Origin of the sequence: Streptomyces sp. NBC_00203 (genome assembly GCF_045206325.1) — a bacterium.
Classification (GTDB): Bacteria; Actinomycetota; Actinomycetes; order Streptomycetales; family Streptomycetaceae; genus Streptomyces; species Streptomyces lutosisoli.
In genome coordinates this window covers 3,467,308-3,487,907 of sequence record NZ_CP108126.1, presented here as the reverse complement: position 1 = coordinate 3,487,907, position 20,600 = coordinate 3,467,308, and the positions used below count along the sequence as shown (strand labels likewise).

Here is a 20,600-nt window from a genome sequence, read left to right as displayed (position 1 = left end):
GCGCACGGGGTACGGGTCAGACGTCCCGGCGGTCCACCGTCACGACGGCGACGACCGCCGCGACCGCCGCCCACGCGGCGAAGGTGAGCCAGGCGCCGGTGACTGTGGCCTGGTGGCGCGGTATCAGGGTGAAGGGGTCCTTGCCGTAGGCGATGTCGGCCAGTCGGTTCCAGGCGTTGACGGGCTGGGCGTGCCTCACCGCGGCCGTCCACCGGTAGCGGTCGGTGATGAAGCTGGGGATCAGGAGGAGCACGGCGGTGGCGGCGACCATCGTCGTGGCGCTGTGGCGGATCACGGCGCCCAGGGCCATGCCCGCGAGGGCGCAGACCGGGGCGAGGAGCGCGGAGGCCGCGACGACGCGGAGGGCGCCGGGGTGGGAGAGGGAGACGCCGGCGTCCCGGGTGTCGAGGATGGCCTGGGTTGCGGCGAAGGAGGCGCCCGCGACGAGGGCGCCGTAGACCGTCATGACCGCGGTCACCAGGGTCACCTTCGCCGCCATCAGGGCGCGGCGGTCCGGAACCGCCGCGAACGTCGTGCGGACCAGGCCCGTCGCGTACTCGCCGACGATCGTGATCGCGCCGATGCTCGCGACCGCGAGGATCAGGATCATCGCCGAACCGTCGGTGAAGGCGTCGCGCAGGGCGAACTTGACCGTCTGGTTGCGCATTTGGCCGTTGAAGCGCGAGAAGTCGGCCGCGTCCACGCGTGCCGCGTTCGCGTTGAACGCGATGACCGCCAGCGCGCCGGCGCCGAGCGCCCAGTACGTCGAGCGCAGGGATCGCAACTTGATCCACTCGGCGGCCAGGAGGTCGGTGAAGCGGGGGACGGGAAGAGTGCTGGTCGTCATCGGGCGTCTCCGGCGAGGAATTCGGCGCTGTCGGCGGTCAGTTCCATGAAGGCCGCCTCCAGCGAGGCCGCCTGCGGGGTCAGTTCTTCGAGCAGGATGCGGTGCTGGAAGGCGAGTTCGCCGATGCGCGCCGCGCTCAGCGCCGTCACCTTCAGGGTGCGGTCGTCGTACGGCGCCACGGCGGCGCCCTCGGCGGACAGCACGGCCGTGAGCCGGTCGGAGTCCGGCGTGCGTACGGTCACGGTGAGCTTCGTGCCGCGCGCCGCGAACTCCGCCACGCTCTCCGCGGCGATCAGCTCACCCCGTCCGATGACGATCAACTGGTCTGCGGTGTTCTCCATTTCGGACATCAGGTGGCTGGAGACGAAGACCGTACGGCCCTCGGCGGCCAGTCGCCGGAACAGGCCGCGTACCCACAACACGCCTTCCGGGTCCAGGCCGTTGAGCGGTTCGTCGAACATCAGCACCGGTGGATCGCCGAGCAACGCCGTCGCGATCCCGAGGCGTTGCTTCATACCGAGGGAGAAGCCGTCGACACGACGCCGGGCCGCCGGGCCGGACAGCCCCACCTCCTCCAGCACCTCCTCCACCCGGCCGTACGGGATCCGGTTGCTGCGGGCGAGGGCCGACAGATGGGCTCGCGCGCTGCGGCCGCCGTGCACATCACCGGCGTCGAGCAGCGCGCCGACATGGCGCAGCCCGCGCGGCAGGTCCCGGAAGGGGCGGCCGTCGATGGTGGCGGTCCCGGAGGTTGGGGCGATCAGGCCGAGGAGTATGCGCAGGGTCGTTGTCTTGCCCGCGCCGTTCGGGCCGAGGAACCCGGTGACATGCCCCGGGCGCACGTCGAAGGAGAGGTTCCGGACCGCCGTGGTGGGTCCATAGCGCTTGGTGAGTTCGTTGACTTCGATCACGCCCAACACCGTCTCGCCGACGCCCGGCCCGGGACATCGGCCCGGCGCGGACAATCCCCGGGAGCGGGTGTCGACCCGGGGTGTACATCCGCGGGCCGATGCCGTGCCAGGGGCGCGAGCCTACGATCGGCGCATGCATGTCACGCCGCCGATTCCCCTGCTCAAGCGCGTGCCGCCCGGTGCCTGGGTGGCCCTGACCTGGTGTGCGACCGCCGTGTTCACGTTCCTCGCGCGCATCAGGCTGCCCGGCGAGGAGGCGGCCCAGTATCAGGTCGCCGTCCAGTTCTACCGGTGGGACGGCCTCGTGATCCTCGCGCTGGCCACCGCGCTGGCGCTGGCGGGCAGCCGGCTGCTCTCGCGCCGGCCGCTGACCGCCCTCGCCCTGCTGCTCACGGCCGCCGGATTCGCGACCACGAACCTGGCGGTGGGGGCGATCCAGCTGCCGCAGTTCCTCGCGGTCGACGTCGCCCTGTATTTCATCGCCGCCACCCACTCGCGCCGTACGGGCGTCACCGCGCTCTCCATGGCGCTCGGCGTCCTGGCGGCCTGGCTGACCGTACGGCTGCTGCGAGGCTGGGGCATAGGCGTGTCGGACGAGCTCGCCGTCGCGCTGACGGCCGTCGTCGCCTGGCTGCTGGGCGACGCCTCCCACCGTACCCGCGCGTACGCCGAGAAGCTGCGCGTCCAGGCCGCCGGTCAGGCCGTCATCGACGAACGCCTGCGTATCGCCCGGGAGATGCACGACATGGTCGCCCACAGCATCGGCATCATCGCCCTCCAGGCGGGCGCGGCGGCCCGCGTCGTGCACACCCAGCCGGACGCCGCGCGCGAGGCGATGACGGCGGTGGAGACGGCGGGCCGGGAGACCCTCGCGGGGCTGCGGCGCATGCTGGTGGCGCTGCGGCAGGCGGACCAGGGCCGGGCGGCCCATGTCCCGGAGGCCGCCCAGTTGCGTCCCGCCGAGGGGCTCGCCGACCTCGACCGGCTGGCCGCCGCGACGACCGCCGCGGGGGTGCGCGTGGACGTCCGCTGGCGGGGCGAGCGGCGCCAACTCCCGTCGGACATCGACCTGTCCGCGTTCCGCATCGTCCAGGAGTCGATCACCAACGTCGTACGGCACGCGGGCACCGCCACCTGCCGGGTGACCGTCGATTACGGGGACGAGGACATCGCCGTCGACATCACCGACTCCGGCCGCGGCCGGGGAACGTCCACGGACACCGGCTTCGGCCTCATCGGCATGCGCGAGCGAGTGACCTTGCTGCACGGCGAGTTCACGGCCGGGCCGCGCCCCGAGGGCGGCTTCCGGGTGACGGCCCGCCTCCCCGTCCCGGCGACGGCCGCGGCGGCCGCGTGATGACGATCCGCGTGGTCCTGGCCGACGACCAGCAGCTCATCCGTACGGCCCTGCGGATGGTCATCGCCGACATCGAGGACGTGGAGGTGGTCGGCGAGGCCGCGAACGGCGAGGAGGCCGTGGCCCTCGCCGGGCAACTCGCCCCCGATGTGGTGGTGATGGACATCCGCATGCCGGGCATGGACGGCATCGAGGCGACCCGCCGGATCACCGAGAGCGGCGGCGACACGAGGATCGTCGTCCTCACCACCTTCGACGACGACGATTACGTGTACGGGGCGCTGCGCGCGGGCGCGTCCGGTTTCCTGGTCAAGGACATGGCGCTGGACGACATTCTGGGGGCGATACGCGTCGTGGCGGCGGGCGACGCGCTGATCGCCCCCGGCGTCACCCGCCGCCTGATCCAGGACTTCACCGCTGCCCGCCTCGAAAAGCCGTGTGGCAGACGGGAGTTGACCGCGATCACGGACCGCGAACGCGAGGTGCTGACGCTCGTCGGCACGGGGCTGTCCAACACCGAGATAGCCGAAGAGCTCTTCATCAGTGTGGCCACGGCGAAGACGTATCTCACCCGGCTGCTGTCGAAGCTGGACGCGCGGGACCGGGTGCAGCTGGTGATCATCGCGTACGAGGCGGGGCTGGTGTCCCCCCACCGTGCCCCCAGGAGTGCCACCGGGCGTGCCCCCGGGAGCGCCCCCAGGAATGGGTGACGGTCAGATCTGGCGGCGGCGGATCCACCAGAAGCAGCCCCCGGCCAGGCCCGCCGTCAGTCCGAGGTAGATGCCGGTCTCGGCCCACTGGAAGTCCCAGAAGCGCTTGGAGGAGTGGTAGGTCACCTCTTGCCGGTAGCCGAGGCGGTTGATCTCGGCGAAGCACGCCTTGGCCCCGTCGGTGGGGGACCCGCTCGGTGCGCACGGGCCGCTGGCCGAGGACAGGGGGAGGCTGCCGTGCACCGTGCGGCCCTTCGCGTCGATGAGCCGGCTGGACAGGACCCAGGCACCCTTGTCGGGCGCCTTCGACAACATGGTCAGCGTGATCGGCCCGCCCTTACGACGGATCGACAGGCCGTCCACGTTCGCGGAACTGATCTTGACGGTCGCATGGCTGGGGGTGAACAGGTGCGGCCGGACCAGCAGCGGCATCGCGATCTGGAGGGCGAGGAAGACGGCCAGGGTGATGGCCATGGCGGGCAGGGTGCGGCGGACGAGCATGCCGACGACCACGCCGAGGGTGAAGGCGAAGGCCGCGTATCCGATGGGGACGATGCCGCGGGCGTCGAACACCACCGGCCCCAGCCGCGGGAAGTCGCCGACCGTGGCGGCCTTGTCGATGGGGCCGGACCACCAGGTCACCGCCAGAGTGCCCAGCCCGGCGGCGATCATGGCGGCCAGGCCGGTGAGGGTGAGCTTCGCGGTCAGCCAGCGGGTGCGGGTGATGCTCTGGTTCCACACCAACTGGTGGGTGTCGGACTCCAGTTCGCGGGTGATCAGCGGCGCGCCCCAGAAGAGCCCGATGACGGCGGGCAGAAGCAGTGTGACGGCGGTGACCGCGAGGAAGCCGGTCTGATGCTGCTGGAAGAACCGGTCGAGGAAGGTTGCGCAGCCGCCGGTCTGGGCGGTGCAGGCGGCGATCCCGGTCGAGTAGTCGTCGGCGACACCCGGGCCGGTGACGGCCAGGGCGGCGGCGAGCACGACGAGCGCGGCGCCCATCATCGCGGCGGCGGCACGGAACTGACGCCAGGTCAGCCAGGTCATCGCTGGACCTCCAGTACGGGGCGGTGGCCGGTGTCGGCGGGCTCGTGCATATAGGCCAGGACGAGGTCTTCGAGGCCGATCTTGCTGACCGTCCAGGACGGGTCGTGGATCGGGGCATCGGTGCGGACGAGAAGGGTGGTCTGCCGGTCGGTGTGGCTGGCGGTGATGACCTGCTGGTCGGCGGGGAGCCGGGCGGGGTCGCGGCGCGGGCCGGTGAGCCGGTGGTGGGTGGCCAGCAGCTCGTCGACCTCTCCGGCCACCCGGACCCGTGAGTCGACGAGCACGATCAGGTAGTCGCAGGCCCGTTCCAGGTCGGAGACCAGATGGGAGGAGAGCACCACGCTCAGTTCCTGCTCGGCGGCGGCCTCCATCAGCCCTTGCAGGAACTCACGCCGGGCGAGCGGGTCGAGCGCGGCGACCGGCTCGTCGAGGATCAGCAGCTCGGGCCGCTTGGCGACGCCGAGAGTGAGGGCGAGCTGGGCGCGCTGACCGCCCGAGAGCTTGCCCGCCCGCTGAGCGGGATCGAGGCGCAGCCGGGCGATCCGCTCCCGCGCCAGGGTGTCGTCCCACCCGGGGTTCAGCTTGGCGCCCAGTTTCAGATGGTCGGCGATGGTCAGCCCGGCGTAGGTGGGGGTGTTCTGGGCGACGAACCCGACCCTGGCGAGCTGCGCCGTGCTGGACCCGGGAACACCGCCGAGCACCTCGATGCTGCCCGCCGTCGGTGCGAGCTGACCACAGGCCAGCTTCAACAGCGTTGTCTTTCCCGCCCCGTTGGGGCCGACCAGCCCGACGACGTGCCCGGCCGGTATGTCGAGCGTGCAGTCCGTGAGTGCCCACCGCCGCCCGTACCTCTTGCCCAGTCCCTGGGCCTTCAGGATGGTCGTCACGCTATGTCCTCCTGAGCGGCGGTCCGAAAGGTGGTCATGAACAGCGCCTCGATGCTCTCGTCGTCGAGACCGGCCCTGCGGGCCTTGGCCAGCCAGCGCCGCAGGTCCTGACGCAGCGGCCCGTGCGCGGCGAGCGAGCTGTCGGCGAGCGTCGCCGTCACGAAGGTCCCCACCCCCGGCCGCGCCGCCACCAGCCCTTCGTGCTCCAGCTCCCGGTACGCCTTCAGCACGGTGTTCGGGTTGATCGCCAGCCGTGCCACCACTTCCTTGACCGTCGGCAACTGATCCCCCTCCCGCATCAGCCCCAGCCGCAACGCCTGCCGCACCTGGCGAACCAGCTGCATGTACGGCGACACCCCCGACCGGTCCTCCAGGTGAAACTCGATCACCAGTTCCTCCATATATCTAGTTACCTAGTACTTTAGAACTCTGGTCTGATGCCGTGTCAAGGTCCGGGAGCGGCACGGTATTTCGCATGACAACGCCTCACCCGTGCGGCACGATCGGCCAGTTGTCCCGCAGCGACCGGTTCTGGAGGAACACCACGGCCATCGATGAAGAGATAGGCAGGGCCCGGCAGTCGCCCTGGTCCGAGATGGACCCCGTACGGAATCCCTTCGTGTGGAACGACGACGGGGAGGAGGAAGCGGAGCTCGTCGCGCTGATCGCCGCGATGGTGCCGGGTCCCCGTTCCGAGGTCGGATGGGAGGCGGGGTATCGCTTCACCGATGCCGCGACCCGGCTCCTGATGGACCGCTATGGCCGGTGGGTCTTCGGGTGGCGCTGGGCGATCGGCGAGGGCGGTGGCGGCGGGGTCGTCGCCAGCTGGTGCTGTGTGTCCCACTCGGTGGGCGAACCGGAGGCGACGGCCTCCAAGGTCGTCGCCTCGCTGCTCGAATGGCGCGACTGGCTGGAGGAGTTGGCCGAGAAGTTCGCGCTCCTGGCACCGCCCGCCGACGCGGACCCCGAGGACCGCAGCTGGCACCTGGAACGCGCGGCGACCCGCCTGGTGACCCTCGTCGTGGACCGCACGGGCGCCGAATGCGGCTGGTACGGGCTCTGTCGTACGGTGCTGAAGTGGTTCCTCGCTTCCACGGGCATGGAGCCGGAGGACGCGGAACGCGCGGTCGACGCCGCGATCGGCGGCCGGTTCAAGAGCTGGACGAAACCGTCCCTGGTCCTGGTCGATACGGTGGGCGAGGATCTCGCGGTGGGATTGACGGGACGGCGGCCGTACCGTGATCACTGAGGCTGCTGGGACTGCTGAGGCTGTCGACTCGCTGGCCGTCTGGTGCGAGGTCAGGGAGCAGGTCGACTGGGCTGCTTCGTTTGCCGTGCGGGGGGAGACTCCGTCCCCTGTACGGGCGACGGTGGACGGGCTCGCCACCTGGTTCGACGAGACGGTGCGCGCCCGGGACGCCGCTCGCGCCGACAGGCTTCTCGCGGCGGTGGCACGGTCCCGTGCCGATGCCGCCCGGAAGCGACCTCTCACCATCGACCTGATGGCGAGCTGGCAGCGGCTGGCCCTGGGCGTGCCCGATGTGCGGTTCCGCCAGGGCGACGCCTTCGCCAAAGGCGGCCGCGAACGCTATGCGCTCACCCCGCACACCCGGCAGGACTTCGCCGCCTGCCTGCGCCAGAGCGCCGACCCCGAGGTCCCCGTCGCCGCCCGCGCGGCCAGGGCCTACCTCGACGTCGCCTTCTTCCACCCGTTCCCCGACGGCAACGCCCGCCTGGCGCTGCTGACCCTCGCGTACGTCCTCGACCTGGAGGGAGTACGGCTGGACCAGGTCGGCCCCTTGCAGACCACGCGCTACGCGGACGACCCCGCCGGTGCCGCCGACCTCGCGGTGCTGGTCAGAGTCCTGATCCGCGCGACGTACAGGCGGGGTGCTCGGGCCAAGAAGCGGGCGGTCCCGACGGTCACTTGAGAACAGGGGGAGGGGTTACTCCCCTACGGCGCCGATGAACTCCGCCCAGGCGGCAGGGCTGATTAGGAGTACGGGGCCGGCCTGGACCTTGCTGTCACGGACAGGGACGATGCCGGGGACTCCGTCGGCTACTTCGACGCAGTCGCCGCCCTCTTGGTTGCTGTAACTGCTCTTGCGCCAGCGGGCGGCGCCCACGAAGTCGTACGCGACCTCGACGCAGCTGCCGCCCTCGCCGTTGCTGTAACTGCTCTTGCGCCAGTGGGCGTTGCTCAGGTCGTACTCACGCATCGTCTGAAGTCCTCAGCCGCCGATTCGATCAGGGCCAGGGACGCCTCCGGCGACAGTGCGGCGGCCCTGAGCAGATCGTATGCGTGCTGTGCACGCTTCACCACTGCCGGGTCGTCGACGAGGGTTCCCGAAAACGACGTCTCTGTATAGGCAGTTGGCGGCGCGTCGTCGAACTCCATAAGCGTGAGCATCCCGCCCATGGAAGCGTGAGCCCCCGCCGCATACGGAACCACCTGCACCACCGCCACGCGCTTCCGCACCAACCCCGCGATGTGGTCCAACTGCTCAGCCATTGCCGCCGCCCCGCCCACCGGAATCCGCAGCGCGTTCTCGTGCAGCACCACCCAATACACGGGCCTTGTAGCGTCGCCGAGGATGCGGGCCCGCTCCAGTCGGGCGGTCACCTTTTCCTCCACGTACTCGTCCGTGACGAACGGGTTGGCCGCGAGCGTCACCGCACGTGCGTAGGGGGCTGTCTGCAACAGGCCCGGTACCAGCGTGGGCGCGAACTCGCAGATCTGCGTGGCGAGCCGCTCAAGCTCCACCACCTCCGCGAAATAATCCGCGTACCGCTTGTCATCGATCAGCTTGCGCCACATCCGCTCGAAAAAGCCTCCGCTTTGTAGGAGCTGATCGATCCGTTGTGCCACATCCAACTGGGGTTTCCGAATGGCCTGTTCGAACTGTCCGATGTAGCCCCCGGAGACGAAAACCCGCGCCCCTAACTCGACCTGAGTGAAACCGGCGTCCTCCCGTCTCCGTTTCAGCTCGGTGCCGAAGAACTCCCATGCCGCCTGCCGCGAACCGTTGGCCACAGGCCAACCCCCTTACGCTGCGCCGCACTTGTAGAGGACAGACTCCTGCCGAGTGTAGGTGCAGAGCGTCACGCTGGAGATGCAAAGCGTGAAACCCAAAGGGAAAGGGGAGCACGGTGAAGGAAGTACAGGTACCACTCGGGGGACGACACTCGGCGCACTGCGTCGAGGAGGCGGAGGAAATCGTGAAGGAATTGCGGGCGGCGCTCGCCCACGCCGGAATTACGTTGCCGTCACTGCGGATCGACCCGGCGAGTTTGGCGCGCGAGGCCCCCTGTCCGCTCGTCGAATTGGGCGGCTGTTCCGTCGAGGTCGCCGCCCGGCTCGTGGCGGTCCTGCGGTGAAGCTGCCGATCGGCTCGTACGCCGTCGACACTCGTACAGGGAAGGTGGGCATGGTCATGGGACACGAGGGACCGTACGTACAGCTGAGACCGCTCGGCGGTGGCAAGGAGTGGGACTGCGAGCCGGGCGCCGTCCGGCGGGCCACGGCGGCGGAACGGCTCAGCGCGGCGACCGCGTACGCCAACGCACGCAGTCGTGGCGAGGTGCCTTGAAGGGGGCCCGGCCCAAAGCCGCCCATCCGGGCCGGGGCGCCACCGCCGTAGGCGAGAATGGACGGCATGAGTCTGTTCCGCGACGACGGCATCGTGCTGCGCACCCAGAAGCTGGGTGAGGCGGACCGGATCATCACGCTGCTCACGCGCGGTCACGGACGCGTACGGGCCGTAGCCCGCGGTGTCCGGCGGACCAAGTCCAAGTTCGGGGCGCGGCTGGAGCCCTTCTCGCACGTGGACGTGCAGTTCTTCGCGCGGGGGAGTGAGCTGATCGGGCGCGGGCTGCCGCTGTGCACGCAGAGCGAGACGATCGCTCCGTACGGTGGCGGGATCGTGACCGATTACGCCAAGTACACGGCCGGTACCGCCATGCTGGAGACCGCCGAGCGGTTCACCGATCACGAGGGGGAGCCCGCCGTGCAGCAGTATCTGCTGCTGGTCGGCGGGCTCCGCACCCTCGCCCAGGGTGAGCACGAGCCGCATCTCATCCTCGACGCCTTCCTGCTGCGCTCCCTCGCCGTGAACGGCTACGCACCCAGTTTCAGCGCCTGCGCGAAGTGCGGGATGCCCGGACCGAATCGGTTCTTCTCGGTCGCGGCGGGAGGTTCCGTCTGCGTCGACTGCCGGGTGCCCGGCAGCGTCGTACCCTCGGCGCAGGCCCTCGAACTGCTCGGCGCGCTGCTGACGGGAGACTGGGAGACCGCGGACGCGTGCGAGCCGCGGCACGTCAGGGAGGGCAGCGGGCTGGTGTCGGCCTACCTGCACTGGCATCTGGAGCGCGGGCTGCGCTCCCTGCGGTACGTAGAGAAATAGCGGTACGTAGAGAAATAGACGTCAGAGAACCGAGACGTCAGAGAACCGAGACGTAAGAGAACCGAGGAGACGAGAAGCACATGGTCGTACGCGGGATCCTGGGACGCCAGCGCCGCGAGTACAAGACGCCGGAACCGCACCCGTCCGGTGCCCGCGCGCCGAAGCTCCCCGGCGAGCTGATCCCGAACCACGTGGCGATCGTCATGGACGGGAACGGGCGCTGGGCCAAGGACCGCGGGCTGCCGCGCACCGAGGGACACAAAGTCGGTGCCGAGCGCGTCCTCGACGTGCTGCAGGGCGCGATCGAGATGGGGGTCGGCGCCATCTCGCTGTACGCCTTCTCCACCGAGAACTGGAAGCGCTCGCCCGACGAGGTGCGCTTCCTGATGAACTTCAACCGCGACTTCATCCGCAAGACCCGCGACCAACTTGACGAACTCGGCATCCGGGTCCGCTGGGTGGGCCGGATGCCCAAGCTGTGGAAGTCGGTGGCCAAGGAACTCCAGATCGCCCAGGAACAGACCAAGGGCAACGACCGGCTCACGCTGTACTTCTGCATGAACTACGGCGGCCGCGCCGAGATCGCCGACGCGGCGCTGGCCCTGGCGGAGGACGTGAAGGCGGGTCGGCTCGCCCCGTCGAAGGTCAACGAGAAGACCTTCGCGAAGTACCTCTACTACCCGGACATGCCGGACGTGGACCTGTTCCTGCGGCCGAGCGGTGAGCAGCGCACCTCCAACTACCTGCTCTGGCAGAGCGCGTACGCCGAGATGGTCTTCCAGAACGTGCTGTGGCCGGACTTCGACCGCCGCGACCTGTGGCGCGCCTGCGTCGAGTACGCGCAGCGCGACCGGCGCTTCGGCGGTGCCGTCCCCAACGAGCAACTGCTCGCGATGGAGCGGGCCATGCAGGGCGACGGTTCGTAGTCCCGAGCCCCGAGCGGCGCTGTCGGACCCTGCCGCTACGATCACGGCTCATCACCACAGAACTGGGGAGGGGCCGTGGTCGAGGACCAGGGTGCGGGGCAGCAGGAGTTGCGGGGGGCGGACGCGGTCGGGCTGGAGTACCGGCCGACCGTCGGGGACTTCGCGTCGGCGCTGCGAGCGCGCCGAGGCGTCAGCCGGGCGAGCCGAAGGCAGTTCTGGATTCTTGGCTGCTTCGCCGTCCTGCTCGCCCTGCAGATCGCGGTCCAGATGTCCGGAGGTAAGGCGGCGCCGTTCCCGCTGTACATCGGGATATTCGTCTACGGCATCCTGATCCTGCTCACGCCGTGGCTCCAGGCACGCCAGTTCCACCGCTTCGCGGAGCGCCTGGGCACCTTCCGCGTGACCGTGACGGACACCGGGGTGACGGTGATCAGCGACAACACCACGGCGTCGGTCAACTGGTCCGCGCAGCCCCGCTACCGGGAGACGGCGGACGTCTTCGTCATGCTCAGCCCCGACAAGAACGCCGTCGCCTTCACCATGCTGCCCAAGCGTGCCCTGGCCGCCCCCGCGGACGTGGATCGGTTGCGGACGCTCCTGGACCGCAACCTGACCCGCGTGTGATCCGTCAGCCCTTCGCCGCCGCGCACTCCGCGCACGTGCCGAAGATCTCCACCGTGTGTGCCACGTTCACATAGCCGTGCTCGGAGGCGATGGCCTCCGCCCACTTCTCGACGGCCGGGCCCTCGACCTCGACGGCCTTGCCGCAGACGCGGCAGACGAGGTGGTGGTGGTGCTCGCCGGTGGAGCAGCGGCGGTAGACGGACTCGCCGTCGGAGGTGCGCAGCACGTCGACCTCGCCGGCGTCGGCGAGGGACTGCAGCGTGCGGTACACCGTGGTGAGCCCGACGGAGTCGCCCTTGTGCTTGAGCATGTCGTGGAGCTCCTGCGCACTGCGGAACTCGTCGACCTCGTCGAGCGCCGCCGCCACGGCGGTGCGCTGCCGGGTGGAACGGCCCCGAACGGGCGATCCAGCGGTTGTCACCGTTGCCTCCTCGCGTGCGTCTGCCCTTGCCCGGCCATTGTGCCAGCCCGGGCTGTGGGTGGTCAGACGCCGACTTTCCTCTCCTGGCCCCGGCTGGCCGGAATCGCGCACTCTGCCGGGTCCCCGGCGGCCTGCGCGGCGGCCAGCGCCCGGGCCCGGCGGCGGGCCAGCGGCGTCGCCAGCACCGTCAGGGCGATGAACGCGCCGATGGTCAGCAGCACGATCGTCGCGCCGGGCGGCACGTCCTGGTAGTACGACGTCACGGTGCCGCCGATCGTCACGCTCACGCCGATGGCCACCGCGATCGCGAAGGTCGCCGCGAAGCTTCGGCTGAGCTGCTGCGCCGCGGCCACGGGGACCACCATCAGCGCGCTGACCAGAAGCAGACCCACGACCCGCATCGCCACCGTCACCGTGACCGCCGCCGTGACCGCCGTGAGCAGGTTCAGGGCGCGCACCGGCAGGCCCGTCACCCGCGCGAACTCCTCGTCCTGGCTGACCGCGAACAGCTGGCGGCGCAGCCCCATGGTGACCAGGACCACGAAGGCCGCGAGCACGCAGATCGCCGTCACGTCGGACTCGGAGACCGTGGACAGCGAGCCGAAGAGGTACGAGGTCAGGTTGGCGTTCGAGCCTGTCGGCGCGAGGTTGATGAACATCACGCCGCCCGCCATACCGCCGTAGAAGAGCATGGCGAGGGCGATGTCGCCGCGCGTCTTGCCGTACCAGCGGATCAGCTCCATGATCACGGCGCCGAGGACGGAGACGGCCGTCGCCATCCACACGGGGTTGGTGGACAGCAGGAAGCCGAGGCCGACGCCGGTCATCGCCACGTGGCCGATGCCGTCGCCCATCAGGGCCTGGCGGCGCTGGACGAGATAGATGCCGACGGCGGGCGCGGTGATGCCCACCAGGACGGCGGCGAGCAGGGCCCGCTGCATGAAGGCGTAGTCGAGGAAGTCCATCAGCTCTGCGGTCCCATCAGCTCAGCAGTCCCGTCCGGATCGGTTCGGCGTCGTGAGCCGCGTGCGGGTGTACGTGGTCGTGGCCGGGCAGCGCGTGCTGGCCGACCGCCCGCGGGGGCGGGCCGTCGTGCAGGACGCAGCCGTCGCGCAGGACGACCGCGCGGTCGATCAGCGGCTCCAGGGGGCCCAGCTCGTGCAGGACGAGGAGGACGGAGGTGCCCTGGGCGACCTGCTCGCGCAGCGTCGCCGCCAGGACTTCCTGGCTGGCCAGGTCGACGCCGGCCATCGGCTCGTCCATGATCAGCAGCTCGGGTTCGGAGGCGAGGGCGCGGGCGATGAGGACGCGCTGGTGCTGGCCGCCGGAGAGGGCGTTGACGGAGTCCTTCGCGCGGTCCGCCATGCCGACGAGTTCGAGGGCCTTCCTGACCGCCTCGTGGTCGGCCTTGCGCAGCACGCCGAAGCGGGCGCGGGAGAGCCGGCCGGAGGCCACGATCTCGGTCACCGTCGCGGGCACGCCGCCCGCGGCGGTGGTGCGCTGCGGGACGTACCCCACACGCTTCCAGTCCCGGAAACGGCGGCGCGGGGTGCCGAAGATCTCGATCTCGCCGCCGCTGACCGGGACTTGGCCGATGACGCTGCGAATGGCCGTCGACTTGCCGGAGCCGTTGGCGCCGAGCAGCGCGACGACCTCACCGCGGTGCACGGTGAGGTCGATGCCGCGCAGGACCGGGCGCGAGCCCAGCTCGGCGGTCACGCCGCGCAGGGATATCACGGGCTCGCTCACGAGGTCCTCCATGCTGACCAGCTGATCACTTGGCTCACTTGGCTCACTTGGCGCCGAGAGCCGTCTGCAGCGCCTTCAGGTTCGACTCCATGACCTGCAGGTAGTCGTTGCCCTTGGACTTCTCGGTGATGCCCTCGATCGGGTCGAGGACGTCCGTCTTCAGGTTCGCGTCACCGGCGATGGTCTTGGCCGTCTTGTCGCTCACGAGCGTCTCGTAGAACACCGTCGTGACGCCGTCGGCCTTGGCCATCTTCTCAAGCGCCTGGACGCGGTTCGCGCTGGGCTCCGACTCCGGGTCCAGGCCGTTGATGGCCTCCTCGGTCAGGCCGTAGCGCTCGGCCAGGTAGCCGAAGGCGGCGTGGGTGGTGATGAAGACCTTGGTCTTGGTGTCCGCCAGCCCGTCCTTGTACTGGGTGTTGAGCGCGTCCAGCTTCTTGACCAGCGCTTCGGTGTTCTTCTTGTACGTGGCCGCGTTGTCCGGGTCGGCCTTCTCGAAGGCGGCACCGACGCCCTTGGCGACCTCGGCGTACTTCACCGGGTCGAGCCAGATGTGCGGGTCGGTGGCGCCGGTCTCCTCGCCCGCGGTGTCGTCGTGCTCGGCGGCGTGCCCGCCGACCTCGTTGCCGTGCTTCTCCAGTGTGGTCAGCGACGCGGCGTCGATCTTTTCCTTGACCTCGGACTGCGCCACGGCGTCGTCGACGGCCGGCTGGAGGTTCTTGAGGTAGAGAACGGCGTCCGCCTCCTGGAGCTGCGCGGTCTGCTTGGCGCTGATCTCCAGGTCGTGCGGCTCCTGACCGGGCTGGGTCAGGTTCGTGACGCTCACATGCGTCCCGCCGATCTGCTCGGCGAGGTACTCCATGGGGTAGAACGACGCCACCACGTCGAGCTTCCCGCTGCTCTTGCCGTCGGCCGCGGCGGAGCCCGAGCAGGCGGAAAGGGTGCCGAGACCGAGCAGGGTGGCTGCGGCCACGGCGGTCGCGGATATGAGGCGTCGCTGTACGTTCATGACAGTCATTTTCAACAAATCTGGAAACGATTGTCAACAAGCCCTTGGGTAAGGCCTCGGTAAGCGGCAGCAAGCGGGAGCAAGCGACCCGGTCCGGGCCCGCTCAGTGAACCGATTTGATACAGGGGTGGGCGGCGCCGGTAACCTGAAGCATTCGCGCCGTCCGTTCGTACTGAAGAGAGCATCGTGGCCGCCGACAAGATCGACACCATCGTCAACCTGAGCAAGCGCCGTGGCTTCGTTTTCCCCTGTAGTGAGATCTACGGCGGACAGCGCGCCGCCTGGGACTACGGGCCGCTCGGCGTCGAGCTCAAGGAGAACCTCAAGCGCCAGTGGTGGCGCTACATGGTCACCTCCCGTGAGGACGTCGTCGGTATCGACTCCTCCGTGATCCTGGCCACCGAGGTCTGGGTCGCCTCCGGCCACGTCGCGACCTTCACCGACCCGCTCACCGAGTGCACCTCCTGTCACAAGCGCTACCGCGCCGACCACCTGGAGGAGGCGTACGAGGCCAAGCACGGCCGCCCCCCGGAGACCGGCCTCACGGACCTCAACTGCCCCAACTGTGGCAACAAGGGCACCTTCACCGAGCCCAAGCAGTTCTCGGGCCTGCTCTCCACCCACCTCGGCCCCACGCAGGACAGCGGCTCCGTCGCCTACCTGCGCCCCGAGACCGCGCAGGGCATCTTCACCAACTTCGCCCAGGTGCAGACCACTTCGCGCCGCAAGCCGCCGTTCGGTATCGCCCAGATGGGCAAGTCCTTCCGCAACGAGATCACGCCCGGCAACTTCATCTTCCGCACCCGCGAGTTCGAGCAGATGGAGATGGAGTTCTTCGTCAAGCCGGGCGAGGACGAGAAGTGGCAGGAGTACTGGATGCAGGAGCGCTGGAACTGGTACACCGGCCTCGGTCTGCGCGAAGAGAACATGCGCTGGTTCGAGCACCCGCAGGAGAAGCTCTCCCACTACTCCAAGCGCACCGCCGACATCGAGTACCGCTTCCAGTTCGGCGGCAACGAGTGGGGTGAGCTGGAGGGCGTCGCCAACCGCACGGACTACGACCTCGGCGCGCACTCCAAGGCCTCCGGCCAGGACCTCTCCTACTTCGACCAGGAGGCCGGCGAGCGCTGGACTCCGTACGTCATCGAGCCCGCCGCCGGTGTCGGCCGCGCGATGCTGGCGTTCCTGCTGGACGCCTACGTCGAGGACGAGGCCCCGAACGCCAAGGGCAAGATGGAGAAGCGCACGGTGCTGCGCCTCGACCCGCGCCTGGCGCCGGTCAAGGTCGCCGTTCTTCCCCTGTCGAGGAACCCCGAGCTCTCCCCGAAGGCCAAGGGCCTCGCCACGGCGCTCCGCCAGCACTGGAACATCGAGTTCGACGACGCCGGCGCCATCGGCCGCCGCTACCGTCGCCAGGACGAGATCGGCACCCCGTTCTGCGTCACCGTCGACTTCGACACGCTCGACGACAACGCGGTCACCGTGCGCGAGCGCGACACGATGAAGCAGGAGCGCGTCTCGCTCGACCAGATCGAGGGCTACCTCGCCTCGCGTCTGATCGGCTGCTGACCTCGCACCTCGCTCGTCAGGCTTTTCGGGAAGCCCCCGGCATCCTCTCTTGGGTGCCGGGGGCTTCCCGCGTTCAGGTGTTCAGGTGTTCCGGTGGCGCGGTGTTCCGGTGTTCCGCCGGTGCTGGTACCGCTCAACGCCCCTGAAGCGCCTTGACGTTGTCGCCGAACGTCCAGCTCTTCGAGCCGTCCCAGTTGATCGACCAGGTCATCAGGCCCTTGAGGCTGGTGCCGTAGTGCTTCCACGCCTGGGAGACGAGGCTCGGTGACATATAGCCGCCGCCGGCGCCCGACTGGGCGGGGAGGCCGGGGACCTGCTTGTCGTACGGCACCTTGATGGTGGTGCCCTGGACGACCAGCCCCTTGTTCAGGCAGTCGGTCTGCGCGGTGAAGCCCTGGACGGTGCCCGCGGAGTACGAGTCGCCGGAGCAGCCGTACATGCTGCCGTTGTAGTACTGCATGTTCAGCCACCACAGGCGCCCGTTGTCCGCGTACTTCTTGACGATCGGCAGATACGCGCCCCAGATCGAGCCGTACGCGACGCTGCCGCCCGTGACGTACGCGGTCTCCGGCGCCATGGTCAGCCCGAAGTTCGACGGCATCTGGGACAGCACGCCATCGATGATGCGGACCAAGTTGGCCTGCGAGGTGGAGAGCTGGCCGATGCTGCCGCTGCCGACGAGGCCCGTCTCGATGTCGATGTCGATCCCGTCGAAGTTGTACTTCTTCAGGATGGGCACGATCGTCGCGACGAAACGGTCGGCGACCGTGGACGAGCTGAGATCGATCCCGGCCGCCGCCCCGCCGATGGACAACAGGATCGTCTGCCCCGACGCCTTGGCCGCGCACATCTCCGCCGGCGTCGCGACCTTCACGCCCGTGTCCATCCCGTCCTCCCACAGCGCGGTGCCGTCGGAGCGGATGACCGGGAACGCCGCGTTGACCACGTTGTAGCCGTGCGCGGCGATACGCGAGTCGGTGATCGGGGTCCACCCGAAGGGCGGGTGAACGCCGTTGGACGAGCCGTCCCAGTTCTCCCAGTAGCCCTGGAGCACCTTGCCCGACGGGCGGGACTTCACCGCGCAGGTGTCTGCCGCGGACGCGGTGGAGGCGGTGGCGATCGACAGTGGGGCGAGGACGGTTGCCGTCAGCGCGAGGGCGAGCAGGCGCAGGTTGCGACGGATCATGCGAGGCCTCCCGGTGGGGGTGCGGTGAGGTGTCGTAGGTGTCGTAGGCATGACAGTGCTCGCGGTCCAGACCTTTCGTCAATAGGTCTGGACCAAAAGGCCCCGCAGGGTGAGACGGCGGGCGGCGGCTGACAAATGACACATGACAGATGACAGATATTGAAATCTGTCATCTGTCATGTCATAGTGGTCGCATGACGACACACACGCGAACCCTCGGAACCACCGGCCCCCAGGTCTCCGCCCTCGGCCTCGGCTGTATGGGCATGTCCGCGCTGTACGGCGACGCCGACCGCGCCGAGTCCATTGCCACCATCCACGCTGCCCTGGAAGCGGGCGTCACGCTCCTCGACACCGGCGACTTCTACGCCATGGGTCACAACGAGATGCTGATCGGCGAGGCCCTGCGGGCGGCCCCGGCGGCGCGTCGCGAGCAGGCGCTGACCAGCGTCAAGTTCGGTGCACTGCGCGACCCGGACGGGGGCTGGTCGGGGTACGACGGCCGCCCGGCCGCGGTGAAGAACTTCGCCGCGTACTCGCTCCAGCGGCTCGGCGTGGACCACATCGACGTGTACCGGATCGCGCGGGTCGACCCCGGCGTACCGATCGAGGAGACGGTCGGTGCGATCGCCGAGCTGGTGGAGGCCGGGCACGTACGGCACATCGGCCTGAGCGAGGTCGGTGCGGACACGATCCGCCGGGCCGCCGCGACCGCGCCCATCGCGGACCTCCAGATCGAGTACTCGCTCATCTCGCGCGGCATCGAGGAGGCGATCCTGCCGGCGACGCGGGAGCTGGGCATCGGCATCACGGCGTACGGCGTGCTGTCCCGCGGGCTGATCTCGGGCCACTTCACGGCCGACCGGCAGCTCGCCGCGAACGACTTCCGGGCCATGAGCCCCCGCTTCCAGGGCGAGAACCTCCAGCACAACCTCACGCTCGTCGAGGCGCTGCGGAAGATCGCCGAGCAGAAGGGCGTCAGCGTCGCCCAGATCGCGATCGCCTGGGTGCTGTCACGGGGCGAGGACATCGTGCCGCTCGTCGGTGCGCGCAGCCGCGTCCGGCTGACGGAGGCGCTGGGGGCGCTGGACGTGACGCTGGACCTCGGCGACCTGGCCGCCATCGAGGCGGCGGTGCCGGCGGACGCCGCCGCGGGCGACCGTTACCCGACGGCCCAGATGGCACACCTCGACAGCGAGCGCTGACGGTACCGGAAGGTACGGTCTTTGGCATGGCACAGACCACCGAAGCACTGACCGCCGAGCGCATCCTCGCCGCCACCGAGGACGTGCTGCGCCGCCACGGCCCCGCCAAGGCCACCGTGGTGGACGTGGCCCGCGCGCTCGGCGTCAGCCACGGCAGCGTCTACCGCCACTTCCGTACGAAGGCGGCGCTGCGGGAGGCGGTCACCGAGCGGTGGCTGGACCGCACGTCCGAGGCCTTGTCCGGCATCGTCGCCGACGAGGAGCGGGACCCCGAGTCCCGGCTGCGCGCGTGGTGCGCGGCGCTGTTCGCGGCCAAGCGGCACAAGGCGGGCGAAGATCCGCAGCTCTTCGCCACGTACATGGTGCTGATCGGTGAGATCAGCGCGGTCGTGGACCGGCACATCACCGACCTGACCGGCCAGCTCACCACGATCATCGAGAACGGCGTCGAGCGCGGGGTGTTCGCCTCGGCGGCCCCCGCCGTCACGGCCCGCGCACTCTTCGACGCCACTGGCCGCTTCCACGACCCGTGCTACGCCCGGGAGTGGGAACAGCCGGGCATCGAGGCGGAGTTCGACGCGGTCGTGGACCTGCTGGTGCGCGGCCTGCGGGCCTGACGCGCGGGACCCGCCCGCCGGTCCACAACACCCCGTAGGTCCCTCCAGACCCGCCCCTCTAGGCCTCCGTCGGATCCACCGTCGCCTGATGCACCTCCGCCAGGTGTTCCTCCGCCTTCAGCCACGGCAGGAACTGCGCGCCCTTGCGCCAGCCGCAGGTGTCGCATCTGATCGTGCGCTGGACGCCCGCTCGTTGTACATGCACGACGTGCTCGCGGCCGTGCTGGTCCCAGCGGCTTACCTTGCTCGTGTTGATCTGCAGCATGACACCTCCAGGTGTTACCGCTTCGCTTGCGCAGCAAGGAGTGTGCAGCATGGCGAAGATCAACGGGGGCTCTTCGGCGATGAGTTAGGTGTGGGCCCGGTCGCGGTCATGAGGGGGCAAGGTGTGCCTAAACTCCGCCCCATGACAACCGGAACCGCCGCCACGGCCAAGGACCTCGCACCGCACGGCACCCTGCGGGCCTCGATCAACCTGGGCAATCCGGTGCTCGCGCAGGGCACTCCGGCGGCCCCGGCCGGCATCACCGTCGACCTCGCACGCGAGATCGGTGCGCGGCTGGAGCTGCCGGTCGAACTCGTCTGCTTCGACGCCGCGCGCAAGTCGTACGAGGCGATGGCGGAGGGCCGGGCCGACATCTGCTTCCTGGCCGTCGAGCCCGCCCGCGAGGCCGAGGTCGCCTTCACGGCGCCGTACGTCGTGATCGAGGGCGTGTACGCCGTCCCCCGCGACTCGGACCTCATCACCGTCGCGGACGTGGACCGCCCCGGCGTACGGATCGGTGTGAAGCACGGGTCCGCCTACGACCTCTTCCTGTCCCGCACGCTGCGGCACGCGAGCGTCGTACGTGGCGGCGAAGGGGTCGACGTGTTCCGAGCGGAGGGCCTGGAGGCCGGGGCCGGCATCAGGCAGCCGATGACCGAGTTCGTCGCGCTCCACCCCGAACTCCGGCTGATCGAGGACCGGTTCATGCAGATCCGCCAGGCGGTCGGCACGACCACCACCCGCCGTCCCGAGACCGTCCGCTTCCTCCGGGACCTCGTCGAGGAGTTGAAGGCGAACGGCTTCGTCACGGACGCCCTCCGGCGCGCGGGCCAGTCGGAGACGCTGGCCGCCCCGCTCGCCCCACTCGCGTGA

Annotated in this window: 26 protein-coding genes; 13 read left to right on the top strand and 13 right to left on the bottom strand. The window is 69.7% G+C overall.

What is annotated here, in order from left to right; all coding sequences use genetic code 11:
• Positions 1 to 16: 16 nt before the first annotated feature.
• Together OG975_RS15800 and OG975_RS15795 are read right to left on the bottom strand one after the other, a co-directional pair.
• Positions 17 to 847 carry an ABC transporter permease gene (locus tag OG975_RS15800; RefSeq protein WP_406329810.1) on the bottom strand — a complete coding sequence of 277 codons (831 nt, stop codon included), beginning with the start codon at positions 845 to 847 and terminating at the stop codon, positions 17 to 19.
• Positions 844 to 1,758 (bottom strand): ABC transporter ATP-binding protein, encoded by a 915-nt coding sequence (locus OG975_RS15795; RefSeq protein ID WP_406329809.1) that lies wholly within the window; start codon positions 1,756 to 1,758, stop codon positions 844 to 846. The genes OG975_RS15800 and OG975_RS15795 overlap by 4 nt, the downstream gene beginning before the upstream one ends.
• A 133-nt stretch (positions 1,759 to 1,891) precedes the next feature.
• Here OG975_RS15795 and OG975_RS15790 point away from each other — a divergent pair, with 133 nt between their 5' ends.
• Together OG975_RS15790 and OG975_RS15785 are read left to right on the top strand one after the other, a co-directional pair.
• Positions 1,892 to 3,115 (top strand): sensor histidine kinase, encoded by a 1,224-nt coding sequence (locus OG975_RS15790; protein ID WP_406329808.1) that lies wholly within the window; start codon positions 1,892 to 1,894, stop codon positions 3,113 to 3,115.
• On the top strand, positions 3,115 to 3,825 hold the full coding sequence (locus OG975_RS15785) for a response regulator (RefSeq protein ID WP_406329807.1): 711 nt from the start codon (positions 3,115 to 3,117) through the stop codon (positions 3,823 to 3,825). Before OG975_RS15790 ends, OG975_RS15785 begins: the two co-directional genes overlap by 1 nt.
• A gap of 3 nt (positions 3,826 to 3,828) precedes the next feature.
• Here the strand turns inward: OG975_RS15785 and OG975_RS15780 are convergent, their stop codons facing one another.
• The 3 genes from OG975_RS15780 to OG975_RS15770 are packed head-to-tail and all read right to left on the bottom strand — an operon-like array spanning position 3,829 to position 6,157.
• Positions 3,829 to 4,869 carry an ABC transporter permease subunit gene (locus OG975_RS15780; RefSeq protein ID WP_406329805.1) on the bottom strand — a complete coding sequence of 347 codons (1,041 nt, stop codon included), beginning with the start codon at positions 4,867 to 4,869 and terminating at the stop codon, positions 3,829 to 3,831.
• On the bottom strand, positions 4,866 to 5,756 hold the full coding sequence (locus tag OG975_RS15775) for an ABC transporter ATP-binding protein (protein WP_406329803.1): 891 nt from the start codon (positions 5,754 to 5,756) through the stop codon (positions 4,866 to 4,868). The genes OG975_RS15780 and OG975_RS15775 overlap by 4 nt, the downstream gene beginning before the upstream one ends.
• On the bottom strand, positions 5,753 to 6,157 hold the full coding sequence (locus OG975_RS15770) for a GntR family transcriptional regulator (RefSeq protein ID WP_406329801.1): 405 nt from the start codon (positions 6,155 to 6,157) through the stop codon (positions 5,753 to 5,755). The genes OG975_RS15775 and OG975_RS15770 overlap by 4 nt, the downstream gene beginning before the upstream one ends.
• A gap of 74 nt (positions 6,158 to 6,231) precedes the next feature.
• Between OG975_RS15770 and OG975_RS15765 the strand changes: the two genes are divergently transcribed.
• Both OG975_RS15765 and OG975_RS15760 read left to right on the top strand, forming a co-directional pair.
• Complete coding sequence (locus OG975_RS15765) at positions 6,232 to 7,005, top strand: hypothetical protein (RefSeq protein ID WP_406329800.1); 774 nt, start codon at positions 6,232 to 6,234, stop codon at positions 7,003 to 7,005.
• Positions 6,995 to 7,687 (top strand): Fic family protein, encoded by a 693-nt coding sequence (locus OG975_RS15760; protein WP_406329798.1) that lies wholly within the window; start codon positions 6,995 to 6,997, stop codon positions 7,685 to 7,687. Before OG975_RS15765 ends, OG975_RS15760 begins: the two co-directional genes overlap by 11 nt.
• A gap of 15 nt (positions 7,688 to 7,702) precedes the next feature.
• Here OG975_RS15760 and OG975_RS15755 read toward each other — a convergent pair whose 3' ends face one another.
• Together OG975_RS15755 and OG975_RS15750 are read right to left on the bottom strand one after the other, a co-directional pair.
• Complete coding sequence (locus tag OG975_RS15755) at positions 7,703 to 7,975, bottom strand: DUF397 domain-containing protein (protein WP_406329796.1); 273 nt, start codon at positions 7,973 to 7,975, stop codon at positions 7,703 to 7,705.
• Positions 7,957 to 8,790, bottom strand: coding sequence for a helix-turn-helix domain-containing protein (locus OG975_RS15750; RefSeq protein WP_406329795.1), 834 nt, complete (start codon positions 8,788 to 8,790; stop codon positions 7,957 to 7,959). The genes OG975_RS15755 and OG975_RS15750 overlap by 19 nt, the downstream gene beginning before the upstream one ends.
• 116 nt (positions 8,791 to 8,906) lie before the next feature.
• On the opposite strand from OG975_RS15750, the gene OG975_RS15745 reads away from it, so the two are divergent.
• The 5 genes from OG975_RS15745 (at position 8,907) to OG975_RS15725 (ending at position 11,709) form a co-directional block, all read left to right on the top strand.
• On the top strand, positions 8,907 to 9,134 hold the full coding sequence (locus OG975_RS15745; RefSeq protein ID WP_406329794.1) for a hypothetical protein: 228 nt from the start codon (positions 8,907 to 8,909) through the stop codon (positions 9,132 to 9,134).
• Positions 9,131 to 9,346 (top strand): hypothetical protein, encoded by a 216-nt coding sequence (locus OG975_RS15740; RefSeq protein ID WP_381260784.1) that lies wholly within the window; start codon positions 9,131 to 9,133, stop codon positions 9,344 to 9,346. Before OG975_RS15745 ends, OG975_RS15740 begins: the two co-directional genes overlap by 4 nt.
• 66 nt (positions 9,347 to 9,412) lie before the next feature.
• Positions 9,413 to 10,159, top strand: a complete 747-nt coding sequence (gene recO / locus OG975_RS15735; protein WP_327428575.1) for a DNA repair protein RecO — start codon at positions 9,413 to 9,415, stop codon at positions 10,157 to 10,159.
• A gap of 80 nt (positions 10,160 to 10,239) precedes the next feature.
• Positions 10,240 to 11,085, top strand: a complete 846-nt coding sequence (locus tag OG975_RS15730) for an isoprenyl transferase (RefSeq protein WP_406329792.1) — start codon at positions 10,240 to 10,242, stop codon at positions 11,083 to 11,085.
• Between the two features lie 75 nt (positions 11,086 to 11,160).
• Complete coding sequence (locus OG975_RS15725) at positions 11,161 to 11,709, top strand: YcxB family protein (RefSeq protein ID WP_406329791.1); 549 nt, start codon at positions 11,161 to 11,163, stop codon at positions 11,707 to 11,709.
• 4 nt (positions 11,710 to 11,713) lie between these two features.
• Here OG975_RS15725 and OG975_RS15720 read toward each other — a convergent pair whose 3' ends face one another.
• From OG975_RS15720 to OG975_RS15705, 4 genes are all read right to left on the bottom strand, one after another.
• Positions 11,714 to 12,130, bottom strand: a complete 417-nt coding sequence (locus OG975_RS15720; protein ID WP_330304450.1) for a transcriptional repressor — start codon at positions 12,128 to 12,130, stop codon at positions 11,714 to 11,716.
• Between the two features lie 62 nt (positions 12,131 to 12,192).
• The gene (locus tag OG975_RS15715; protein ID WP_406329790.1) at positions 12,193 to 13,095 is read right to left on the bottom strand and encodes a metal ABC transporter permease; all 903 of its coding nucleotides are present in this window, start codon (positions 13,093 to 13,095) and stop codon (positions 12,193 to 12,195) included.
• 16 nt (positions 13,096 to 13,111) lie between these two features.
• Positions 13,112 to 13,891 (bottom strand): metal ABC transporter ATP-binding protein, encoded by a 780-nt coding sequence (locus OG975_RS15710; RefSeq protein WP_406329789.1) that lies wholly within the window; start codon positions 13,889 to 13,891, stop codon positions 13,112 to 13,114.
• A gap of 31 nt (positions 13,892 to 13,922) precedes the next feature.
• On the bottom strand, positions 13,923 to 14,885 hold the full coding sequence (locus OG975_RS15705) for a metal ABC transporter solute-binding protein, Zn/Mn family (RefSeq protein WP_406329788.1): 963 nt from the start codon (positions 14,883 to 14,885) through the stop codon (positions 13,923 to 13,925).
• Between the two features lie 186 nt (positions 14,886 to 15,071).
• Here OG975_RS15705 and OG975_RS15700 point away from each other — a divergent pair, with 186 nt between their 5' ends.
• A complete protein-coding gene (locus OG975_RS15700; protein ID WP_330304446.1) occupies positions 15,072 to 16,454 on the top strand; it encodes a glycine--tRNA ligase in 1,383 nt (460 codons plus the stop codon).
• Positions 16,455 to 16,587: 133 nt separating this feature from the next.
• On the opposite strand, the gene OG975_RS15695 is transcribed toward OG975_RS15700, so the two are convergent.
• Entirely contained in the window at positions 16,588 to 17,640 is a 1,053-nt protein-coding gene (locus OG975_RS15695) for a chitinase (protein ID WP_406329787.1), read from the bottom strand.
• 194 nt (positions 17,641 to 17,834) lie between these two features.
• On the opposite strand from OG975_RS15695, the gene OG975_RS15690 reads away from it, so the two are divergent.
• Entirely contained in the window at positions 17,835 to 18,845 is a 1,011-nt protein-coding gene (locus OG975_RS15690; RefSeq protein ID WP_406329786.1) for an aldo/keto reductase, read from the top strand.
• A 26-nt stretch (positions 18,846 to 18,871) separates the two neighbouring features.
• Positions 18,872 to 19,462, top strand: a complete 591-nt coding sequence (locus OG975_RS15685; RefSeq protein ID WP_406329785.1) for a TetR family transcriptional regulator — start codon at positions 18,872 to 18,874, stop codon at positions 19,460 to 19,462.
• Between the two features lie 58 nt (positions 19,463 to 19,520).
• Here the strand turns inward: OG975_RS15685 and OG975_RS15680 are convergent, their stop codons facing one another.
• Positions 19,521 to 19,727: a hypothetical protein gene (locus OG975_RS15680; protein WP_406329784.1), complete on the bottom strand. Its 207-nt coding sequence runs from the start codon at positions 19,725 to 19,727 to the stop codon at positions 19,521 to 19,523.
• A 141-nt stretch (positions 19,728 to 19,868) separates the two neighbouring features.
• On the opposite strand from OG975_RS15680, the gene OG975_RS15675 reads away from it, so the two are divergent.
• Positions 19,869 to 20,600, top strand: coding sequence for a transporter substrate-binding domain-containing protein (locus OG975_RS15675; RefSeq protein WP_406329783.1), 732 nt, complete (start codon positions 19,869 to 19,871; stop codon positions 20,598 to 20,600).

What these genes read in the sequence shown, in the direction of transcription:
- OG975_RS15800 (WP_406329810.1), bottom strand. Translation starts at nt 847, where the DNA reads ATGACGACCAGCACTCTTCCCGTCCCCCGCTTCACCGACCTCCTGGCC.
- OG975_RS15790 (WP_406329808.1), top strand. Translation starts at nt 1,892, where the DNA reads ATGCATGTCACGCCGCCGATTCCCCTGCTCAAGCGCGTGCCGCCCGGT.
- OG975_RS15785 (WP_406329807.1), top strand. Translation starts at nt 3,115, where the DNA reads ATGACGATCCGCGTGGTCCTGGCCGACGACCAGCAGCTCATCCGTACG.
- OG975_RS15780 (WP_406329805.1), bottom strand. Translation starts at nt 4,869, where the DNA reads ATGACCTGGCTGACCTGGCGTCAGTTCCGTGCCGCCGCCGCGATGATG.
- OG975_RS15770 (WP_406329801.1), bottom strand. Translation starts at nt 6,157, where the DNA reads ATGGAGGAACTGGTGATCGAGTTTCACCTGGAGGACCGGTCGGGGGTG.
- OG975_RS15765 (WP_406329800.1), top strand. Translation starts at nt 6,232, where the DNA reads ATGACAACGCCTCACCCGTGCGGCACGATCGGCCAGTTGTCCCGCAGC.
- OG975_RS15755 (WP_406329796.1), bottom strand. Translation starts at nt 7,975, where the DNA reads ATGCGTGAGTACGACCTGAGCAACGCCCACTGGCGCAAGAGCAGTTAC.
- recO (WP_327428575.1), top strand. Translation starts at nt 9,413, where the DNA reads ATGAGTCTGTTCCGCGACGACGGCATCGTGCTGCGCACCCAGAAGCTG.
- OG975_RS15730 (WP_406329792.1), top strand. Translation starts at nt 10,240, where the DNA reads ATGGTCGTACGCGGGATCCTGGGACGCCAGCGCCGCGAGTACAAGACG.
- OG975_RS15715 (WP_406329790.1), bottom strand. Translation starts at nt 13,095, where the DNA reads ATGGACTTCCTCGACTACGCCTTCATGCAGCGGGCCCTGCTCGCCGCC.
- OG975_RS15710 (WP_406329789.1), bottom strand. Translation starts at nt 13,891, where the DNA reads ATGGAGGACCTCGTGAGCGAGCCCGTGATATCCCTGCGCGGCGTGACC.
- OG975_RS15705 (WP_406329788.1), bottom strand. Translation starts at nt 14,885, where the DNA reads ATGAACGTACAGCGACGCCTCATATCCGCGACCGCCGTGGCCGCAGCC.
- OG975_RS15695 (WP_406329787.1), bottom strand. Translation starts at nt 17,640, where the DNA reads ATGATCCGTCGCAACCTGCGCCTGCTCGCCCTCGCGCTGACGGCAACC.
- OG975_RS15690 (WP_406329786.1), top strand. Translation starts at nt 17,835, where the DNA reads ATGACGACACACACGCGAACCCTCGGAACCACCGGCCCCCAGGTCTCC.
- OG975_RS15685 (WP_406329785.1), top strand. Translation starts at nt 18,872, where the DNA reads ATGGCACAGACCACCGAAGCACTGACCGCCGAGCGCATCCTCGCCGCC.
- OG975_RS15680 (WP_406329784.1), bottom strand. Translation starts at nt 19,727, where the DNA reads ATGCTGCAGATCAACACGAGCAAGGTAAGCCGCTGGGACCAGCACGGC.
- OG975_RS15675 (WP_406329783.1), top strand. Translation starts at nt 19,869, where the DNA reads ATGACAACCGGAACCGCCGCCACGGCCAAGGACCTCGCACCGCACGGC.